The organism is Pseudomonas sp. EB271-G4-1, from assembly GCF_058791355.1.
Genome location: NZ_JBYTEO010000101.1, coordinates 1 through 15,033 on the forward strand (window position 1 = coordinate 1; position 15,033 = coordinate 15,033).

The following is a 15,033-nucleotide window of genomic DNA, read 5'->3' on the forward strand; positions in this document are numbered from 1 at the left end:
CGAGGCACCGAACGCCAGGGGCAAGAGCCCTTGGTTACTTGGGGCTTTTCCAAGTGACTCGCTGTAAGAGCGAAACCGTAGGTGGCCATTACCGCAGGTATGGATATGTACTCCGACAACAAATAATAGGTCGGCTATCAGGCCGCCATCGCCGGCAAGCCTGGCTCCTACAAGGGTTTCATTCCGCCGTGAGTGCTTAACGGGCGTTACAGCAGCGACAGGGTGTAGTTGATGATGAAGCGATTCTGCTCAACATTGCGCCCGGCATCGGTGTTCGACTTGCCATTGCGCACGCTGAAGGCAAGCCCCCTGAGCGAACCCGACTGAATCACATAGTCCAGCGTCATATCACGCTCCCACTCAGACTGGTCTGCAGCGTTTTGCGCCTTGATGTCCGTGCCCTTGAGATACGCCACTGACGCCTTCAGGCCAGGGATTCCAAGGGGCGCGAAGTCATAGGTGTATTGACCGAAACGGGTTCGCTCCCCGGCGCGGGCAAAGCTCTGGATCATGCGATCGGTGGGCAGGTAGACGCTGCCACCACCCGCGCCTTTATCCACCAGGCTGCCCTGGTTGGGCTGGACGAAGTTGCTGCCATCGCCCACTTGCTGGTAACCGAGCGCCACGGCATGGCCGCCGTTGGTATAGGTAACCATGGCAGCCCAGGTGTCGTTATCGATTTCACCGTTGTTGTCATCGGTGTAACCCGAGACGCGATAGCCTTGCGCTCTACCTGCGGCGGAGCTGTTGGCACCGCTGGAGGTGGTGCGGAAATAGCGCAGGTCCGTGGTGATGGCGCTTGCACTGTCGATGGCCAGGCTGTGTGTCAGGCCGAGGAAGTTCTGGTTGTAGAAGTCTTCCAACTGCGCGAAGTAGTACTGTGCCTTCAGCGCCTTGGTCACCTCGTAGTCGCCCCCGGCGAAATAGAACTTGTTGCTGTCCCGGGTACCACCGGCAACCGACAGGCCGGTTCGATCGGTCGAGGCACGACCGACTGCGTGCTCCAGCAACCCGCCGGTCAGGGTCAGGCCATCGATGTCTTTTGACGTGACCTGGCCGCCGGTGAACGATTGCGGCAGCACGCGGGCATCGTTGGACAGCAGTATCGGCAGCTTCGGCAACAACGTGCCGTAACGCAGTTCGGTCTTGGCGATGCGCATCTTCGCCGTGGGACCGAAGCTGCTCCAGGCATCGGCCGCACCGTCGCCCTTCGAGGGAATCATGCCGCTGCCGACGTGGCGACCGGCGCCGCTGTCCAGCGGTAATCCCTTGCAACGCCTGGGCATCAAGCCCGAACCCCAGGGTGCCTTGGGTGAATCCCGACTCATAACGCAGCACAAAACCCTGGGCCGCCTCTTCGGTCTTGGAAGGGTCTGCGCTGCCGTCGCGGTTATCGCTGTTAAAGTACAGGGTACGCATGGAAAGGCTGGCCTTGCTGTCTTCCAGAAAGCCGCGTGCGCCAGGCTCTGCTGCCTGTGCGCCGATCGAACCGCCGAACAACAGGATGGCGGCGGGAATTGCTCGTTTGAACATGCGGTACTCCTCAAGAGGGTCACGTCGAAATATTTGTGAAACTCTTAGAACATTTCGAGGCACGAACTTCAAACGAGATGAAAGTAATTTCCGTAGAGGGATAAGAGTTGTCGCAATGAGGTACGCAACCTCATGGTTTTTGAAAAACGACCAGGGGGATTTTCATCGAAATCGGACGTGCCGAAGGCCCCCTGTAGGAGCGAGCATGCTCGCGATGGTCGTCAACGATGACGCTGGCTACCTGACACCCCGCGGTGCTCTCGGGTTTCTCGCGAGCATGCTCGCTCCTACAGTGGGTTATGCGTCACGGTTGCTCAGACCAGCGCCTGTTCCCGGATCAGCTTCTTGTTGATCTTGCCAACGCTGGTCTTGGGAATCTCAGCCACGAACTTGAACTGCTTGGGAATCGCCCATTTATTGATCCGGCCGAGCTCGACGAACCCTTGCAGGTGCGCCTCGAGGATCTTGCGGTCCAGGTACTGTCCCGGCTCGCACACCACCAGGGCCATGGGCCGTTCTCCCCATTGCTCATCGGCAATGCCCACCACCGCGACCGACAGCACCGCCTGGTGTTCGCTGATCAGGCTTTCCAGCTCCAGGGAGCTGATCCACTCCCCGCCGGTCTTGATCACGTCCTTGATGCGATCCTTGATTTCCACACCGCCCAACGGGTCGATGGAAGCCATGTCGCCAGTGTGCAACCAGCCGTCCTGCCACAGCTCGGCGCCTTTTTGCGGCTCCTTCAAGTAGCCTTGTGTCAGCCAGGGCGCGCGCACCACGATCTCGCCCAGGGACTCGCCGTCATGGACCACGTCATTGCCACTGGCATCGATGATTTTCAGGTCGACCATCGGCACCGGGGTACCGGTCTTGATGCGTGTCGGCAGTTGCGCCTGGGCCGATAGCTTGCGGTCTTCATCGCGCAGGTAAGTCAGGCACAGCAGCGGGCAGGTTTCCGACATGCCGTAGCCAGCGTGCACCACCATGCCTTTTGCACTGGCTTCGCTGGCAAGACCCAAGGGCAGCGCACTGCCACCCAGGAGCATTTTCCAGCCGTTGAAATCGGCGGACTTGCCTTGCTCACAGGTGAGGAGCATTTGCAGGATGGTCGGCACACAGTGGGAAAACGTCACCTTCTCCTCCTGATAAAGCCGGACCAGGCTATTGGGTTCGTAGCGGCCGGGGTACACCTGCTTGATGCCCATCAGGGTAGCGACGTAAGGCACGCCCCAGGCATGCACATGGAACATCGGCGTGATCGGCATGTACACGTCATCGGAACGCAGCAGCGGCGTCCCCTGGTAGACGCCCAATGTCCCCACGGCATTCAAGGTGTGCAGGACCAACTGGCGATGGGTGAAATACACGCCCTTGGGGTCGCCGGTGGTGCCGGTGGTGTAGAACAGCGTCGCTACCGAATTCTCGTCGAAATCGGGAAAGTCATACTGGTCCGAACACTGCGACAGCAACTGCTCGTACTCGCCCTGCACGGGTAATGAAGTATCGGATGCCTGGTCATCGGTGAGCTGCACAAAGCCTTTGACCGTGGTCAGCCGCCCCTGGATCTGCTCGACCAGCGGCAGGAAATCGTCATGCACCAGCACCAGGTCATCCTCGGCGTGGTTCATGGTGAACAGCACCTGCTCCGGCGACAGGCGAATGTTCACCGTGTGCAGCACCGCGCCGATCATCGGCACGGCGAAGAAGCATTCCAGGTAGCGGTGGCTGTCCCAGTCAAGCAGGGCCACGGTGTCCCCGGCCTTGACCCCGGCCGCAGTCAACGCATTAGCCAGGCGGCGGATGCGCTGGTTGAGGGTCTGGTAGCTGTAGCGCAGCTTGTCGGCGTAGACGATTTCCCGACCCGGTTCGTAGCGCACCCCGGACAGCAGCAATTGCTTGATCAGCAAGGGATAGGCATAGGCGCCTTCGGCGGGTGGAATTATTTTTGTCGCCATCATGATTAAGGTTCCTTGTCCTTTAGAACTGGTCGGCTTGCAGCTCGTAGAGGCAGTCGCTTCCGGCTTTGGCCGATGCGCTCAACGAGTGGATACGTGGCAGCAACCGGGCGAAGTAGAAACGCGCGGTGGCCAGCTTGCTGGTGTAGAAATCGTCCTCGGCATCGCCGCTGACGACGGCCTTGGCCATGCGCGCCCACATGTAGGCGTACGCGGTGTAGCCAAACACGTGCAGGTACTCGACCGAGGCCGCGCCGATTTCATTTGGGTTGCCCTGTGCCCGATCCAGCAGCCACGCGGTCAGTTCATCGAGGGTGTCCACGGCGGCGTTCAACGGCTGGGTGAACTCATCAAGTTCGGCGCTGGCGTTGGCGGTGAAGTTGCGGATTTCCGAAGCAAACAGGCGGTAGAGCGCCCCGCCGCTGCCGACAATCTTGCGCCCGGCCAGGTCCAGGGACTGGATGCCGTTGGTGCCTTCGTAGATTTGCGTGATGCGCACGTCGCGCACCAGTTGCTCCTGGCCCCACTCGCGAATGTAGCCATGGCCGCCGAAAATCATCTGCCCGTGCAGGGTCGTTTCCAGGCCCATGTCGGTGAGAAATGCCTTCGCCACCGGGGTCAGCAACGACACCAGTTCCTGGGCACGCGTGCGGGTTGTCGGGTCTTCGCTGTATTTGGCGATGTCCAGTTGCAGGGCCACGTAGCTGGAGAACGCACGGCCACCTTCGTTCAGGGCCTTCATAGTCAACAGCATGCGCCGTACGTCAGGGTGGACGATGATCGGATCGGCGGCCTTGTCTTTGTTCTGCGCGCCGGTAGGTGCACGGCTCTGCAAGCGATCACGAGCATAGGCGACGGCGTTCTGATAGGAACGCTCGCCCTGCGCCAGGCCCTGGATGCCCACGCCCAGGCGCTCGTAGTTCATCATGGTGAACATCGCCGCCAGCCCCTTGTTCGGCGCATCGACGATCCAGCCGGTGGCGCCGTCGAAGTTCATCACGCAGGTGGCCGACGCCTTGATCCCCATCTTGTGTTCGATGGAGCCGCAGGACAGCGCATTGTTTTCACCCAGCGATCCGTCGGCGTTGACCAGCACCTTGGGCACCAGGAACAGCGAGATGCCTTTTGGGCCTGCCGGGGCATCGGGCAGTCGCGCCAGTACCAGGTGGATGATGTTTTCGGTCAGGTCGTGGTCGCCGCCGGTGATGAAAATCTTGCTGCCGCTGACCTTGTAGCTGCCATCGGCCTGGGGCTCGGCGCGAGTGCGGATCATGCCCAGGTCGGTGCCGGCATGGGCCTCGGTCAGGCACATGGAACCGGTCCAGGTGCCGGCGTACATGTTCGGCAGGTAACGCGCCTTGAGTTCTTCACTGGCGTGCGCCTTGATCGACAGGCAGGCGCCGGCGGTCAGCATCGGGTACAGGCCGAACGACAGGCTGGCCGCGTTGACCATCTCTTCGACCTGGGCCGAAATCGCCTTGGGCATGCCCATGCCACCGTACTGCGGATCTCCACCGACACCGACCCAACCGCCTTCGGCGAAGGCTTGATAGGCCTCGGCAAAACCCTCTGGCGCGGTGACCGAACCATTGCTCCAGGTACAGCCCTGCTCGTCGGTGGCGCGGTTCAAGGGTGCGATGACTTCGCCACTGATCTTGCCGGCTTCTTCGAGGATGGCGGCAGCGGTTTCTTCATCGATCACGTCGGCCAGGCCAGGCAAACTGGCCCACAGCCGGGACACCTGGAAGACCTCGTTGAGGACGAAGCGCATGTCGCGCAGGGGAGCTTTGTAATCAGACATCTTGACTTACTCGGAAGTGGTCACGGCATGGGGCATGCCGGGACGTTCAGTGGATTCAATGATTTCGGCTGCCGCAACAGCACCGGGTTGCGGTGCCCGTTCACGCAGCAGGAAGTACGACAGGGCCGGAATCAGGATCAGCGCGCCGAGCATGTTCCAAAGGAACATGAAGGTCAGCAGGATGCCCATGTCGGCCTGGAACTTGATCGGCGACCAGACCCAGCACACCACGCCGGCGGCCAGTGTGATGCCCACCAGCCCGACCACCCGGCCGGTGAACGACACGGCGTTGCGGTACGCCTGGGACAGCGGCAGGCCCTGGCGCTGGAAGTGCAATTGCACGCTGAGCAGATACAGTGCGTAGTCCACACCGATCCCCACACCCAAGGCGATCACCGGCAAGGTCGCGACTTTCACGCCGATGCCCATGACCACCATCAGCGCTTCGCACAGGATCGAAGTCAGCACCAGTGGCAGCAGCGCCACCAGCGTGGCGCGCCAGCTGCGGAAAGTGATCAGGCAGAACAGCGTCACCGCCAGGTAGACGTACAGCAGCATGGTACGGTTGGCCTCGCGCACCACGATGTTGGTGGCCGCTTCGATCCCGGCACTGCCGGCCGCCAACAGGAACTGGCGATCGTCAGTACTGTTTTCCTTGGCGAACTTGTCGGCGATCGCCACCACGGCATCCAGGGTCTCCGCCTTGTGATCCTTGAGGAAGGCAATCACCGGCATCAGCGAGCAGTTGTTGTTGAACAGCTCCGGAGAGTTGACCGAGGCTTGCTGCGCGGCATAGTTCAGCACGTCCTGGTTGCGCTGGATGCTGTTGAGCTTGGGGTTGCCTTCATAGGTGCCGGCGGTGATCTGGCGTACCGCGTTGACCAGTGAGGACGTCGCCTGCACACCCGGATACTGCTGCAGCTCCCAGGCCAGGCGATCGGCGAGGATCAGGGTCTTGTAGTTCAGGCAGCCTTCCGGCGCGGTCTTGATCATCACCGCGAACAGGTCGCTGGACAGCGCATAGTGGCTGGTGATGTAGGCGTTGTCGCGGTTGTAGCGCGAGTCGGCGCGCAATTCCGGCGCCCCACTTTCAAGGTCGCCGATCTTCAGTTGCAGGCTGACCATGAAGCCGCCAATGCCCATCAGCACCGCGACCAGCACGGCGCCCGTCGCCCACTTGCGCGTGGTGAAACGATCGAGCAGGTCCCAGAGTTTGCCGAAGCCCTTGTGGTGCTCGGCACGGTTGTCGATTTTCAGCGCACGCTCGGCCGCCTTGCGGCCGACGCCGATGTAGGACAGCGCCACCGGCATCAGCAACAGTGAGGTGAAGATCAGTACCGCGACACCGATGCTGGCGGTGATCGCCAGGTCCTGGATCACCGGAATGTCGATCAGCATCAGCACGGCAAAGCCCACGGCGTCAGCCAGCAATGCAGTGACGCCAGCGATGAACAGGCGGCGGAAGGTGTAGCGCGCGGCAATCAGTTTGTGGGTGCCACGGGCGATGTCCTGCATGATGCCGTTCATCTTCTGCGCGGCGTGTGACACACCGATGGCGAAGATCAGGAACGGTACAAGCACCGAGTACGGGTCGATGGCGTAGCCCAGCCAGGCGACGATGCCCAGTTGCCAGACTACCGCGATCAGCGAGCAGCCGACCACCAACAAGGTGCTGCGCACACAACGGGTGTAGGCGTAGATGATGATCAGCGAAGTGACCACGGCCAGCCCGAAGAACATCATCACCTGGATCAGGCCGTCGATCAGGTCGCCCATCAGCTTGGCGAAACCGATCACCCGCACCTTGTACGGGCCCTTGCCCTCTTCCCCGGATTTACGCGCCGCGCTGTCGCCGGCGAATTCGATCTTGTCGCGCAACTGCTCTTCGAGCATCTGCGAGAACTGATGGTAGTTGATGCGCTGGCCACCTGCGGCGGACTTGTCCAGCAGCGGTACGACGAGCATGCTCGACTTGTAGTCGCTGGCGACCAGGCTGCCGACGATGCCGGCGCGGGAAATGTTCTGGCGCAACTGTTCGATTTGCTCAGGTTTGCCCTCATAGGTATCAGGCATCACCGGGCCACCCTGGAAGCCTTGCTCGGTGACTTCAGTCCAGCGTACCGCCGGGCTCCACAAGGACTTCATCCACGCACGGTCGACGCCTTCAGTGAGGAACAACTGGTCGTTGACCTGCTTGAGCACGTCAAGGTACTGAGGGTCGAAAATGTCACCCTGGGTGTTCTCGACCACCACCCGTACCGAGTTGCCCAGGCCGCGCAGCGACTGGCGGTTTTCCAGGAAATTCTGGATGTACGGCTGGCTCTGCGGAATCATTTTTTCGAAGCTGGGGCGCAGTTCCAGGCGGGTCACCGCCATGAAGCCCAGGACCACGGTGGCCAAGGCCATCAGCAGCATGAACAGCGGACGGTAGTTGAACACCAGCCGTTCGAGCAGGTTGCCGGAGCGGCGGTCGAAATCACGCAGCTCGCGAATCACCGGCATGGCGTCTTGTTTGATATTGCCCATGTCTGGGTTCTCGCTCTTAGGGTTCGAGGGCTGGATCGGCGGCTAACACCTGGGCGCCACGGCTGCCCGCTACCACCAATGCGCCGTCGGCGGACTGGGTGGCACCGGCAACCGGGGTGCGTGCCGGTTGCTGCACCAGGTGCATGTGCGCACCTGTGCCCTGGCTGACCAGCATCTGCCCGCCCTGGGTGAACAGGCGGTAATGGCCACGGGCATCGACGAGGCCGGCGGTAATGCTGATGTGCAGCCCAGTGTCCAACGGGGTCCAGCTCTGCCCGCCGTCGGTACTGCGCAGCACGTTGCCGCGCAAGCCGTAGACGAGCACTTCGCCAGGCTTGCCGATGACACCGAAGAAGCTGCCCTGATAGGGCGTCTCCACGGCGGCGAAGCGTTGAGCCTGCTCATCCCATTTGAGCAACAGGCCTTGTTCGCCGGCGATGTACAGGCTGTCACCAGTGGAGGCGATGGCATTGAGGTGCAAGCCTTGCGGGTTGTCGGTGCGATCCTGCAACGGCGTCCAGCTCATGCCGCCATCGTCAGTGCGCAGGATCAGGTTGAACACGCCGACCACATAGCCGACTTGGTCATTGGCGAACCACACATCGAGTAGCGGTTTATCGGCACCCTGCTCCAGCAGTCGCTGACCTTCGGCGACCAGCAGCGGCCACTGTTCGTTGCCCGGCTCGGCACTGGCCAGCGCCGTGTAATGCTTGACCAGCAAGTTGCCGATCTGGCGGCCGTCGAGTTGCTTGTTCCAGGTCGCGCCAGCGTCGCTCGTGTGCAACACCACACCGTCATTGCCCACCGCCCAGCCCTGGGTGGGGCCGGAAAAACTCACGGCGGTCAAGTCGGCGCTGACCGGTACGGCAGCCTGCTGCCAGTGCTTGCCAGCGTCATCGGAAAACAGGATATGGCCGCGCTGGCCAACGGCGATCACGCGCTCACCGGCGCGGGCCATGCCGGACAGCGGGCTATTGCTGGCCAAGGCACTGACCCTGGCAGGCAGGTCCAGCACATCAACGTAATCGGCTGCGTGGGTGACGCCCTGCAACAGGCCGAGCGCCAGGCCAAACGCCACGTGCTTGAAATTCTTATACGAACACATACCGCGTCCTCTTCGGAAAACCGCGCCGGGACACACATCGGTGTGCCTGACGTTCAAACCTTGCGCCGTGCAGGTCATGTGGGAGCGAGCCTGCTCGCGATGGACCAGAGGGCGACGCGGGCATCCAGACAGCACGCGTCATCGTTAACGTCCATCGCGAGCAGGCTCGCTCCCACAGTGGATCGTGCGAGCGTCTGCTTGCGGTTTGCTTAGCGAATGCCGCTGCCGGCCAGGGATTCCGACGACCACTGGGCCTTGGAGAGCGGATCGATGTACTTGATGCCGCCGTAAGGGCCGACTACACCGTTGATGTTGTAGGAGCCACCGACCAGGTCGTAGATCATGAACGGCGTGGAGTCCGGCACCTGCTTGTCATAGCTCTGGCTGAGGAACGCGAAGGAACCACGATAGAGCTGGCCACGGGCGTCATACTGATCCGAGGCCAAAGCGCTCCAGCTGTCTTCGTCGAGGTAGAAGCGGCGCTTGGCATAGATGTGCCGGGCACCGGCCTTGAGGTTGCCTTCCACGACCCATACGCGGTGTTTTTCCCAGCGCACGAAGTCTGGTGCGAGGTGATTGGCGGTGGTCAGCGACTTCGGATCCTGGGCGTAGGTCAGCTTGTAGGTGTTGTAGGGCACGATCATTTCCTGCTTGCCCACCAGCTTCCAGTCGTAGCGATCCAGCGCACCGTTGAACACGAACACATCGTCATAAGTGCCCGCACCCGCAGTCCCTGGGTTCGGCGTGTCGTACGCCAGGTTAGGCGCCAGCTTCACCCGACGCTGCCCCGGCAGGTATTGCCAGGCGCGGCGTGGTTGCTGCAGCGGGTTGGCCGCGTCCTTGAGCATTACCGCCTCGCCGGCGCGACGTGCCGGGCCGGTGTAGGACAGCTTCATCTGGTAGTACACATCGGCGCTGCTGATCGGCTGCGTCAGGTTCTCGTAGATCGGATAGGAGATGAACGCCTGCCCGGTGGTGGCCAGGCTTGGCACGCCGGCGGAGTCAACGTTCCAGGAGTCGTACTTGGAGTTGATGCTCACGCCCTGATAACGCAAGAGGAAGTTCCACATCGCTTCGTTGCCCGATTGCGGAATCGGGAACGGTACGCCCGGCAGCACGTTGTCGATGGCCAACCCGCCTTCGAGTGACTTGGCGCCGCTGGCGTTCTTCACGCCGTTATCGAGGATGGCTTTTGGCAGCGAAACGGTGCGGTGGGTCGGGAACACGTCGACACGGAAAGTCGGAAAGCGCTTGGCCAGTTCCACCGTGGTGGCGGTGAGCATGCCCTTGTACTGGTCGACGTTCTTGCCATCGATCACCAGCAGCGGTTTTTCACTGGCAAACGGGTCCGGGCGCATGCTGTCACCGGCTTTGAAACTGGCTGGCGGCGTGGTCAGGCCACCGTTGTAGGCCGGAATCGAACCATCGGCATTGCCGGCCTTTTCGGCGCCCACCAGGGTCAGGCTGGTGCCCAGCTTGGCAGCGTCCTGGGTTGAAACAGCGGCCTGTACCTGGGCGGCAAGGACCATGGCCAGCGAAGCGGCCAACACGGTTTTCACGAATTTCATCTTGTTATTCTCCTGCTTGCATTGAGCAAATCAGTGGTGCATCAAAAGGTTGTTTTCATCGTCAGGTACACAGCGCCACGGTCCTCAGTCGTGGCGCCACCACCGGAAAAGGACGAATAGCCACCGGCGTAACAGGCGTAGTTTTCGTTGCCGCTGAAGGCATTCGGCGCAGCGCCGTCACCTCCGGTCGGGCCAGTACTCACGCCACTGACATTGCACTTGTCGGCCTTGCCGAAAGAGTCCACGTATTTCAGGTCGACGAAGTATTTGTTGTACACAACGGCGCCGAGGCCGACTGCGTAGTTACCGGTGTCCTTGGCACCGCCACCGGAAACCGGTGAAACGCCATCGAGACCGAGGTTGACGGACATCGGTGCATTGAGGTCGACACCGGGAAACACCTGGTACCAGGTCGGTGTGAAGTTGACCGCGATGCCCCAGTTGTCACGGGTCGGCTGATCGATACCGTGGTAAGTGCCCTTGCCTTTGTAGAGCGCTTCGTTCTTGCTATCGAGCTTGAGCAAGTTGCTGTAGTACAACTCGGCGAGCAGGGTCGCCGAATCGAACACGGGCGTTTTCGGCATGGTCATCAGACCGTTGACCGTCCAGTGCAGGGTGTCGCCGGTGGCGGCCATGCTGTCGCCCTTTTCCGGGGTGTCATAGATCACGCCGGTTCCGGGTGTGCGCGCCGGCAGCAGGCCGAGCCCCTGGCCCAGGCCCAGGGGACTGGTGGTGCTGACGACGGCTGGAATACTGGCCAGCGGCATGTTGTGCCGGACGTTCAGGTCCGAGCCCACGCTCACCCCGCCCACGTCCTTGGACAGGCTCAGGCCAACGATCTTGATGTTGTCGGCATAGGCCATCTGATAGGTGGCGGTGCTCAGCGAGTTGAGCGTATTGATGACCGCGGGCACCTGGCCGGCTGGCCGGGTTCCGTTCGGGTTGGCCGAACTCAGGCCACGGGCATCGAGCCAGGCTTGCGGGAGGATTTCCGAGGTTTCGCGGTAATAGACGCCGAGGGTGCCGTCCAGCCAGGCGGGTGACCATTTGGCCATGAGGCCCCAGTCGCCGCGCTTGTCCGGGGTCAGGTCGTGCCCGCGACGCACGTTGGTCAAGCCGTTGCACGGCGCCAGGCCGCAACCCAGAGGGCTGCCAGGCACGACAGCATTAGTGTTACCCAGCAGGAACGACTGCGCGCCGAAACCGACCAGGTCGGAACCGCCGTAGTAGGTGCCGGCTTCTGGAAGACGCGCTTCATCCCAGTCGAGGAAGTATTGGGCCGCCAGGGTCAACTCAGGGTTGACGGTGAACGACATCGACAGCTGATTGCGCGGTACGAACAGCTCCTTGGCTTCGGTGCCCGGCGACGCGGCCAGCTTGGCCAGGTCCAGGCCGGACTGGCCGTAGCTGATCGAATGCACCGGATTGAGAATGGTCTCGCCCCAGAACACGTTGTGCTGGCCAGCCTTGAAGCTCAGCATCGACTCCTCGCCCACTTCGGTGCTGTAGAACACGAAGGCGTCGAGGATTTCGCCGGACGGACCCGTGTAGTAACGCTGGGCATAGTTGCTCAGGTGCGGGCTGCCATTGCCGACGTTGTCATTGGTGACCCCGGCCAGGCGCGGGTCGTTGGCGATCAGGCCCGAGGTCGAACCGTTGCCGTTGACGAACGGGTTGGAATTGGAACCGGTGTTCTCGTAGGCCTTGTCGTACCAACCGGCGGCGCTTACGCGAAAGCCCATGTGGTTCTGATAAACCACGTCCATCTCGGTCAACAGGTCGACGCGGTTGGTGATGTTGGTGCCAGACCTACGGAAGTTGTAGTCGCCGTCGTTGTTGTTGGGCGTGCCCAACATACGTTTGTCCGCGCTTTCGGTGCGTACGCCGTAGTTGTACTTGACGGTGTTATCCACGCGAACGTTCCAGTCCGGGTTACCTGTCTCGATCTCGACCGCATGGGCCGTCGGCACCGTTGCCGCGAGAATGGCCGAGGCCAGCAAGGTGTAGCGTGAAGCGGTGAACCCGTGACTCTTGTTGTGGTGCATAGCGTTGTCTCCGCCTTTTTGTATTTGTTTTAAGCGCAGCAGGCCCCGCGTAACCCCTTGTTCCAGGGGTTTACGTTTTTCAGGATAGGGGCGGATACCGGATGGCGCGGGCCAACCGGCGCCTGAACTAGCGATCCAGCTCGAGGATCAGGGCTTCGGCTTGCGGCCAGTGCCCGTACCCGGCAGCAGGATTGAGATGACCGACATCGCCCAGGTTGAGCAGCTCGCTACCCCAGCCTTCGGCCAGGTGCGTAACGGCTTGCAGGCTGGCGAGGTGGTCGTTGGTACTGGCGGCCACGAGGCTGCGAAATGGCAGCGGGCCTTTGGGTAGAGGGTCCCACCCCTGGCTACGCAGGGTTTCAGGCGATGGGTAGCCAGACGGCCAAGGGGCATCGAGGTCAGGTGGAGCGGCCAGCAGCGCGCCCTTGATCGGCCGGCTGTGCTGCGCGGCCCAGTGCGCGACCATCAGGACACCGGCGCTATGGGCGACCAGGATCACCGGCCCGTCGATCTGTTCCAGTGCATGCTGGATCGCTTGCACGCGTTTGTTGCAATCGAGCTTGTCGGCCTCCAGCGGCGGCACGCTACGTACCTTGCTCAGCCTGGCTTCAAGCAACGTCTGCCAATGTTCGGCGACGTGCTCACGCAGGCCCGGTACGATCAGAACGGTTGCGGCAGTTTGCAGTTTGTCCACTTCAACACCTACGCTTTCTCGATGACTCGACTGGCTCTGTCGCCAGGGGCTTTTTGTAGGACTGACATTAAAGAGCGCCCACCCCAGGCGCTTTTCATTGGACGTCAGGCACTTTTCTTTTCATGACAAACGTTTCGGTGATGGCGCGGTGCGACCACCGGTCGAAAATCTCAGCAAGTTCTGTGCGGGTCACTGTAATCAATGGGTGAGCCTCGATGAGGCAGGTTCAAGAGTGGTAAATCGGACAGCAATGGGCGGGTGCAATCGCTCACTTAACAACTGTTGCAATTGCTGATGCGCTGGATATAGTCGCCACGCTCAATTGAATTGCAATCGGCCCAGGAAAGACCTTCGCATGACCAAGCTTGTTCGCGCCGCCGTCTTGACCAACTACCTGGAGGTCACCCAATACCTGGGGTTCAACCCACGCGATTTGCTGGCCAGCGTTGGCTTGTCCAAGGCTTTGCTGCAGGCCCCGGAACATCGCATCCCCATCGATTCCGCCGTGCGCCTGCTGGAGGATTCAGCCTCTGCCAGCGGCTGCCAGACCTTCGGTTTGAGCATGGCCGAATCACGCCAGCTCTCGGACTTCGGCGTGGTCAGCCTGCTGCTCAGCCATCAGCGCACGCTGCGCGATGCCTTGCAGGTGGTGGTGCATTACCGGCACTTGATGAATGACTCGCTGGCCATCTTCATTGAAGAGGCCGGCAAGATGGTGATCATTCGCGAAGAGGTGGTCACGGAATCGCCGATGCCCTGTCGACAGGCCACCGAGCTGGCCATCGGCGTGATGTTCCGCCTGTGCGCCGCCCTGCTCGGCTCACACTGGCACCCCTACAGCGTCAACTTCACCCACCAGGCCCCCGACAACCTTCAACTGCACCGCCGCCTGTTCGGCTGCACCCTGGAGTTCGGCAGTGAGTTCAACGGCATCGTCTGCGCCGGCGCCAGCCTGGACATGACCAACCCCAACGCCGACCCTGCCATGGCGCGCTATGCCCAGAGCTACCTCGATTCGCTGCAAAGCCACCAAGGCACTTCGATGCTGTTCGAAGTGCGCAAGGCCATCTACCTGCTGCTGCCGATGGGCCGTGCCACCATCGAACAGGTCGCGCAGAGCCAGGGCATGAACGTGCGCACGCTGCAACGTCGCCTCAAGGATGATGGCTGTGCCTTCAACGATGTGATCAACGACGTGCGCCGCGACCTGGTGCTGCGTTACCTGGACAACCCGAATTACTCGCTCAGTCGCATTGCCGACATGCTTGGCTACTCAATGGCGAGTTCGTTTACGCGCTGGTTCATCAGCCAGTTCGGCATGCCTCCGGCGACGTGGCGCGCGCAAAAGCAGGGTTCGGCAAAAGCCCCGTCGGATGCAGCCCCACCCAAGCCCTCCTGATTATCACGCCTGTTGTGGGAGCGGACTTGCTCGCGAAGGCGGCCTGACAGCCGACCAGTCGCTTGCGGTTGTACCCGATCTACTGTGGGAGCGAGCCTGCTCGCGAAAGCGGCCTGTCAGCGGACCAGTCGCTTGCGGTTGTACCCGATCTACTGTGGGAGCGAGCCTGCTCGCGAAGGCGGCCTGACAGCGGACCAGTCGCTTGCGGTTGTACCCGATCTACTGTGGGAGCGAGCCTGCTCGCGAAAGCGGCCTGTCAGCGGACCAATTTCTTTCAGGTGTACATATCCATTCCTGCGGTAACGGCCACTTAGGGTTTCGCTTTTACTGTAGGAGCCAGGCTTGCCGGCGAAGGCGTCCTGGCGGCCAATGGGGATTTGTGACTGAGTACATATCCATTCCTGCGG

At 61.5% G+C, this 15,033-nt stretch carries 8 protein-coding genes and 2 pseudogenes; 2 read left to right on the plus strand and 8 right to left on the minus strand.

The window, feature by feature from the left end:
• Positions 1–206: 206 nt before the first annotated feature.
• Positions 207–1,533: pseudogene (locus AC3WWR_RS29405) on the minus strand (OprD family porin).
• Positions 1,534–1,738: 205 nt separating this feature from the next.
• Here AC3WWR_RS29405 and AC3WWR_RS29410 point away from each other — a divergent pair.
• Positions 1,739–1,828: pseudogene (locus AC3WWR_RS29410) on the plus strand (outer membrane lipoprotein carrier protein LolA); the annotation flags it as partial.
• 19 nt (positions 1,829–1,847) lie between these two features.
• Here the strand turns inward: AC3WWR_RS29410 and AC3WWR_RS29415 are convergent.
• The 7 genes from AC3WWR_RS29415 to AC3WWR_RS29445 all read right to left on the minus strand — a co-directional run bounded on the left by AC3WWR_RS29415 (position 1,848) and on the right by AC3WWR_RS29445 (position 13,227).
• A complete protein-coding gene (locus AC3WWR_RS29415; protein ID WP_489328063.1) occupies positions 1,848–3,491 on the minus strand; it encodes a fatty acid--CoA ligase in 1,644 nt (547 codons plus the stop codon).
• Positions 3,492–3,510: 19 nt separating this feature from the next.
• Positions 3,511–5,289, minus strand: a complete 1,779-nt coding sequence (locus AC3WWR_RS29420) for an acyl-CoA dehydrogenase C-terminal domain-containing protein (protein WP_492599285.1) — start codon at positions 5,287–5,289, stop codon at positions 3,511–3,513.
• Positions 5,290–5,295: 6 nt separating this feature from the next.
• Complete coding sequence (locus AC3WWR_RS29425; RefSeq protein ID WP_020800023.1) at positions 5,296–7,815, minus strand: efflux RND transporter permease subunit; 2,520 nt, start codon at positions 7,813–7,815, stop codon at positions 5,296–5,298.
• A 16-nt stretch (positions 7,816–7,831) separates the two neighbouring features.
• On the minus strand, positions 7,832–8,920 hold the full coding sequence (locus tag AC3WWR_RS29430) for a WD40/YVTN/BNR-like repeat-containing protein (RefSeq protein ID WP_033044348.1): 1,089 nt from the start codon (positions 8,918–8,920) through the stop codon (positions 7,832–7,834).
• Between the two features lie 209 nt (positions 8,921–9,129).
• The gene (locus AC3WWR_RS29435; RefSeq protein WP_020800025.1) at positions 9,130–10,488 is read right to left on the minus strand and encodes a DUF1329 domain-containing protein; all 1,359 of its coding nucleotides are present in this window, start codon (positions 10,486–10,488) and stop codon (positions 9,130–9,132) included.
• Between the two features lie 41 nt (positions 10,489–10,529).
• The gene (locus AC3WWR_RS29440; protein ID WP_083348863.1) at positions 10,530–12,533 is read right to left on the minus strand and encodes a DUF1302 domain-containing protein; all 2,004 of its coding nucleotides are present in this window, start codon (positions 12,531–12,533) and stop codon (positions 10,530–10,532) included.
• A gap of 127 nt (positions 12,534–12,660) precedes the next feature.
• Positions 12,661–13,227 (minus strand): RBBP9/YdeN family alpha/beta hydrolase, encoded by a 567-nt coding sequence (locus AC3WWR_RS29445; protein WP_020800027.1) that lies wholly within the window; start codon positions 13,225–13,227, stop codon positions 12,661–12,663.
• Positions 13,228–13,582: 355 nt separating this feature from the next.
• On the opposite strand from AC3WWR_RS29445, the gene AC3WWR_RS29450 reads away from it, so the two are divergent.
• A complete protein-coding gene (locus AC3WWR_RS29450) occupies positions 13,583–14,626 on the plus strand; it encodes an AraC family transcriptional regulator (RefSeq protein WP_033044354.1) in 1,044 nt (347 codons plus the stop codon).
• Positions 14,627–15,033 lie beyond the last annotated feature (407 nt).

What these genes read in the sequence shown, in the direction of transcription:
- AC3WWR_RS29425 (WP_020800023.1), bottom strand. Translation starts at nt 7,815, where the DNA reads ATGGGCAATATCAAACAAGACGCCATGCCGGTGATTCGCGAGCTGCGT.
- AC3WWR_RS29450 (WP_033044354.1), top strand. Translation starts at nt 13,583, where the DNA reads ATGACCAAGCTTGTTCGCGCCGCCGTCTTGACCAACTACCTGGAGGTC.
- AC3WWR_RS29420 (WP_492599285.1), bottom strand. Translation starts at nt 5,289, where the DNA reads ATGTCTGATTACAAAGCTCCCCTGCGCGACATGCGCTTCGTCCTCAAC.
- AC3WWR_RS29430 (WP_033044348.1), bottom strand. Translation starts at nt 8,920, where the DNA reads ATGTGTTCGTATAAGAATTTCAAGCACGTGGCGTTTGGCCTGGCGCTC.
- AC3WWR_RS29440 (WP_083348863.1), bottom strand. Translation starts at nt 12,533, where the DNA reads ATGCACCACAACAAGAGTCACGGGTTCACCGCTTCACGCTACACCTTG.
- AC3WWR_RS29435 (WP_020800025.1), bottom strand. Translation starts at nt 10,488, where the DNA reads ATGAAATTCGTGAAAACCGTGTTGGCCGCTTCGCTGGCCATGGTCCTT.
- AC3WWR_RS29415 (WP_489328063.1), bottom strand. Translation starts at nt 3,491, where the DNA reads ATGATGGCGACAAAAATAATTCCACCCGCCGAAGGCGCCTATGCCTAT.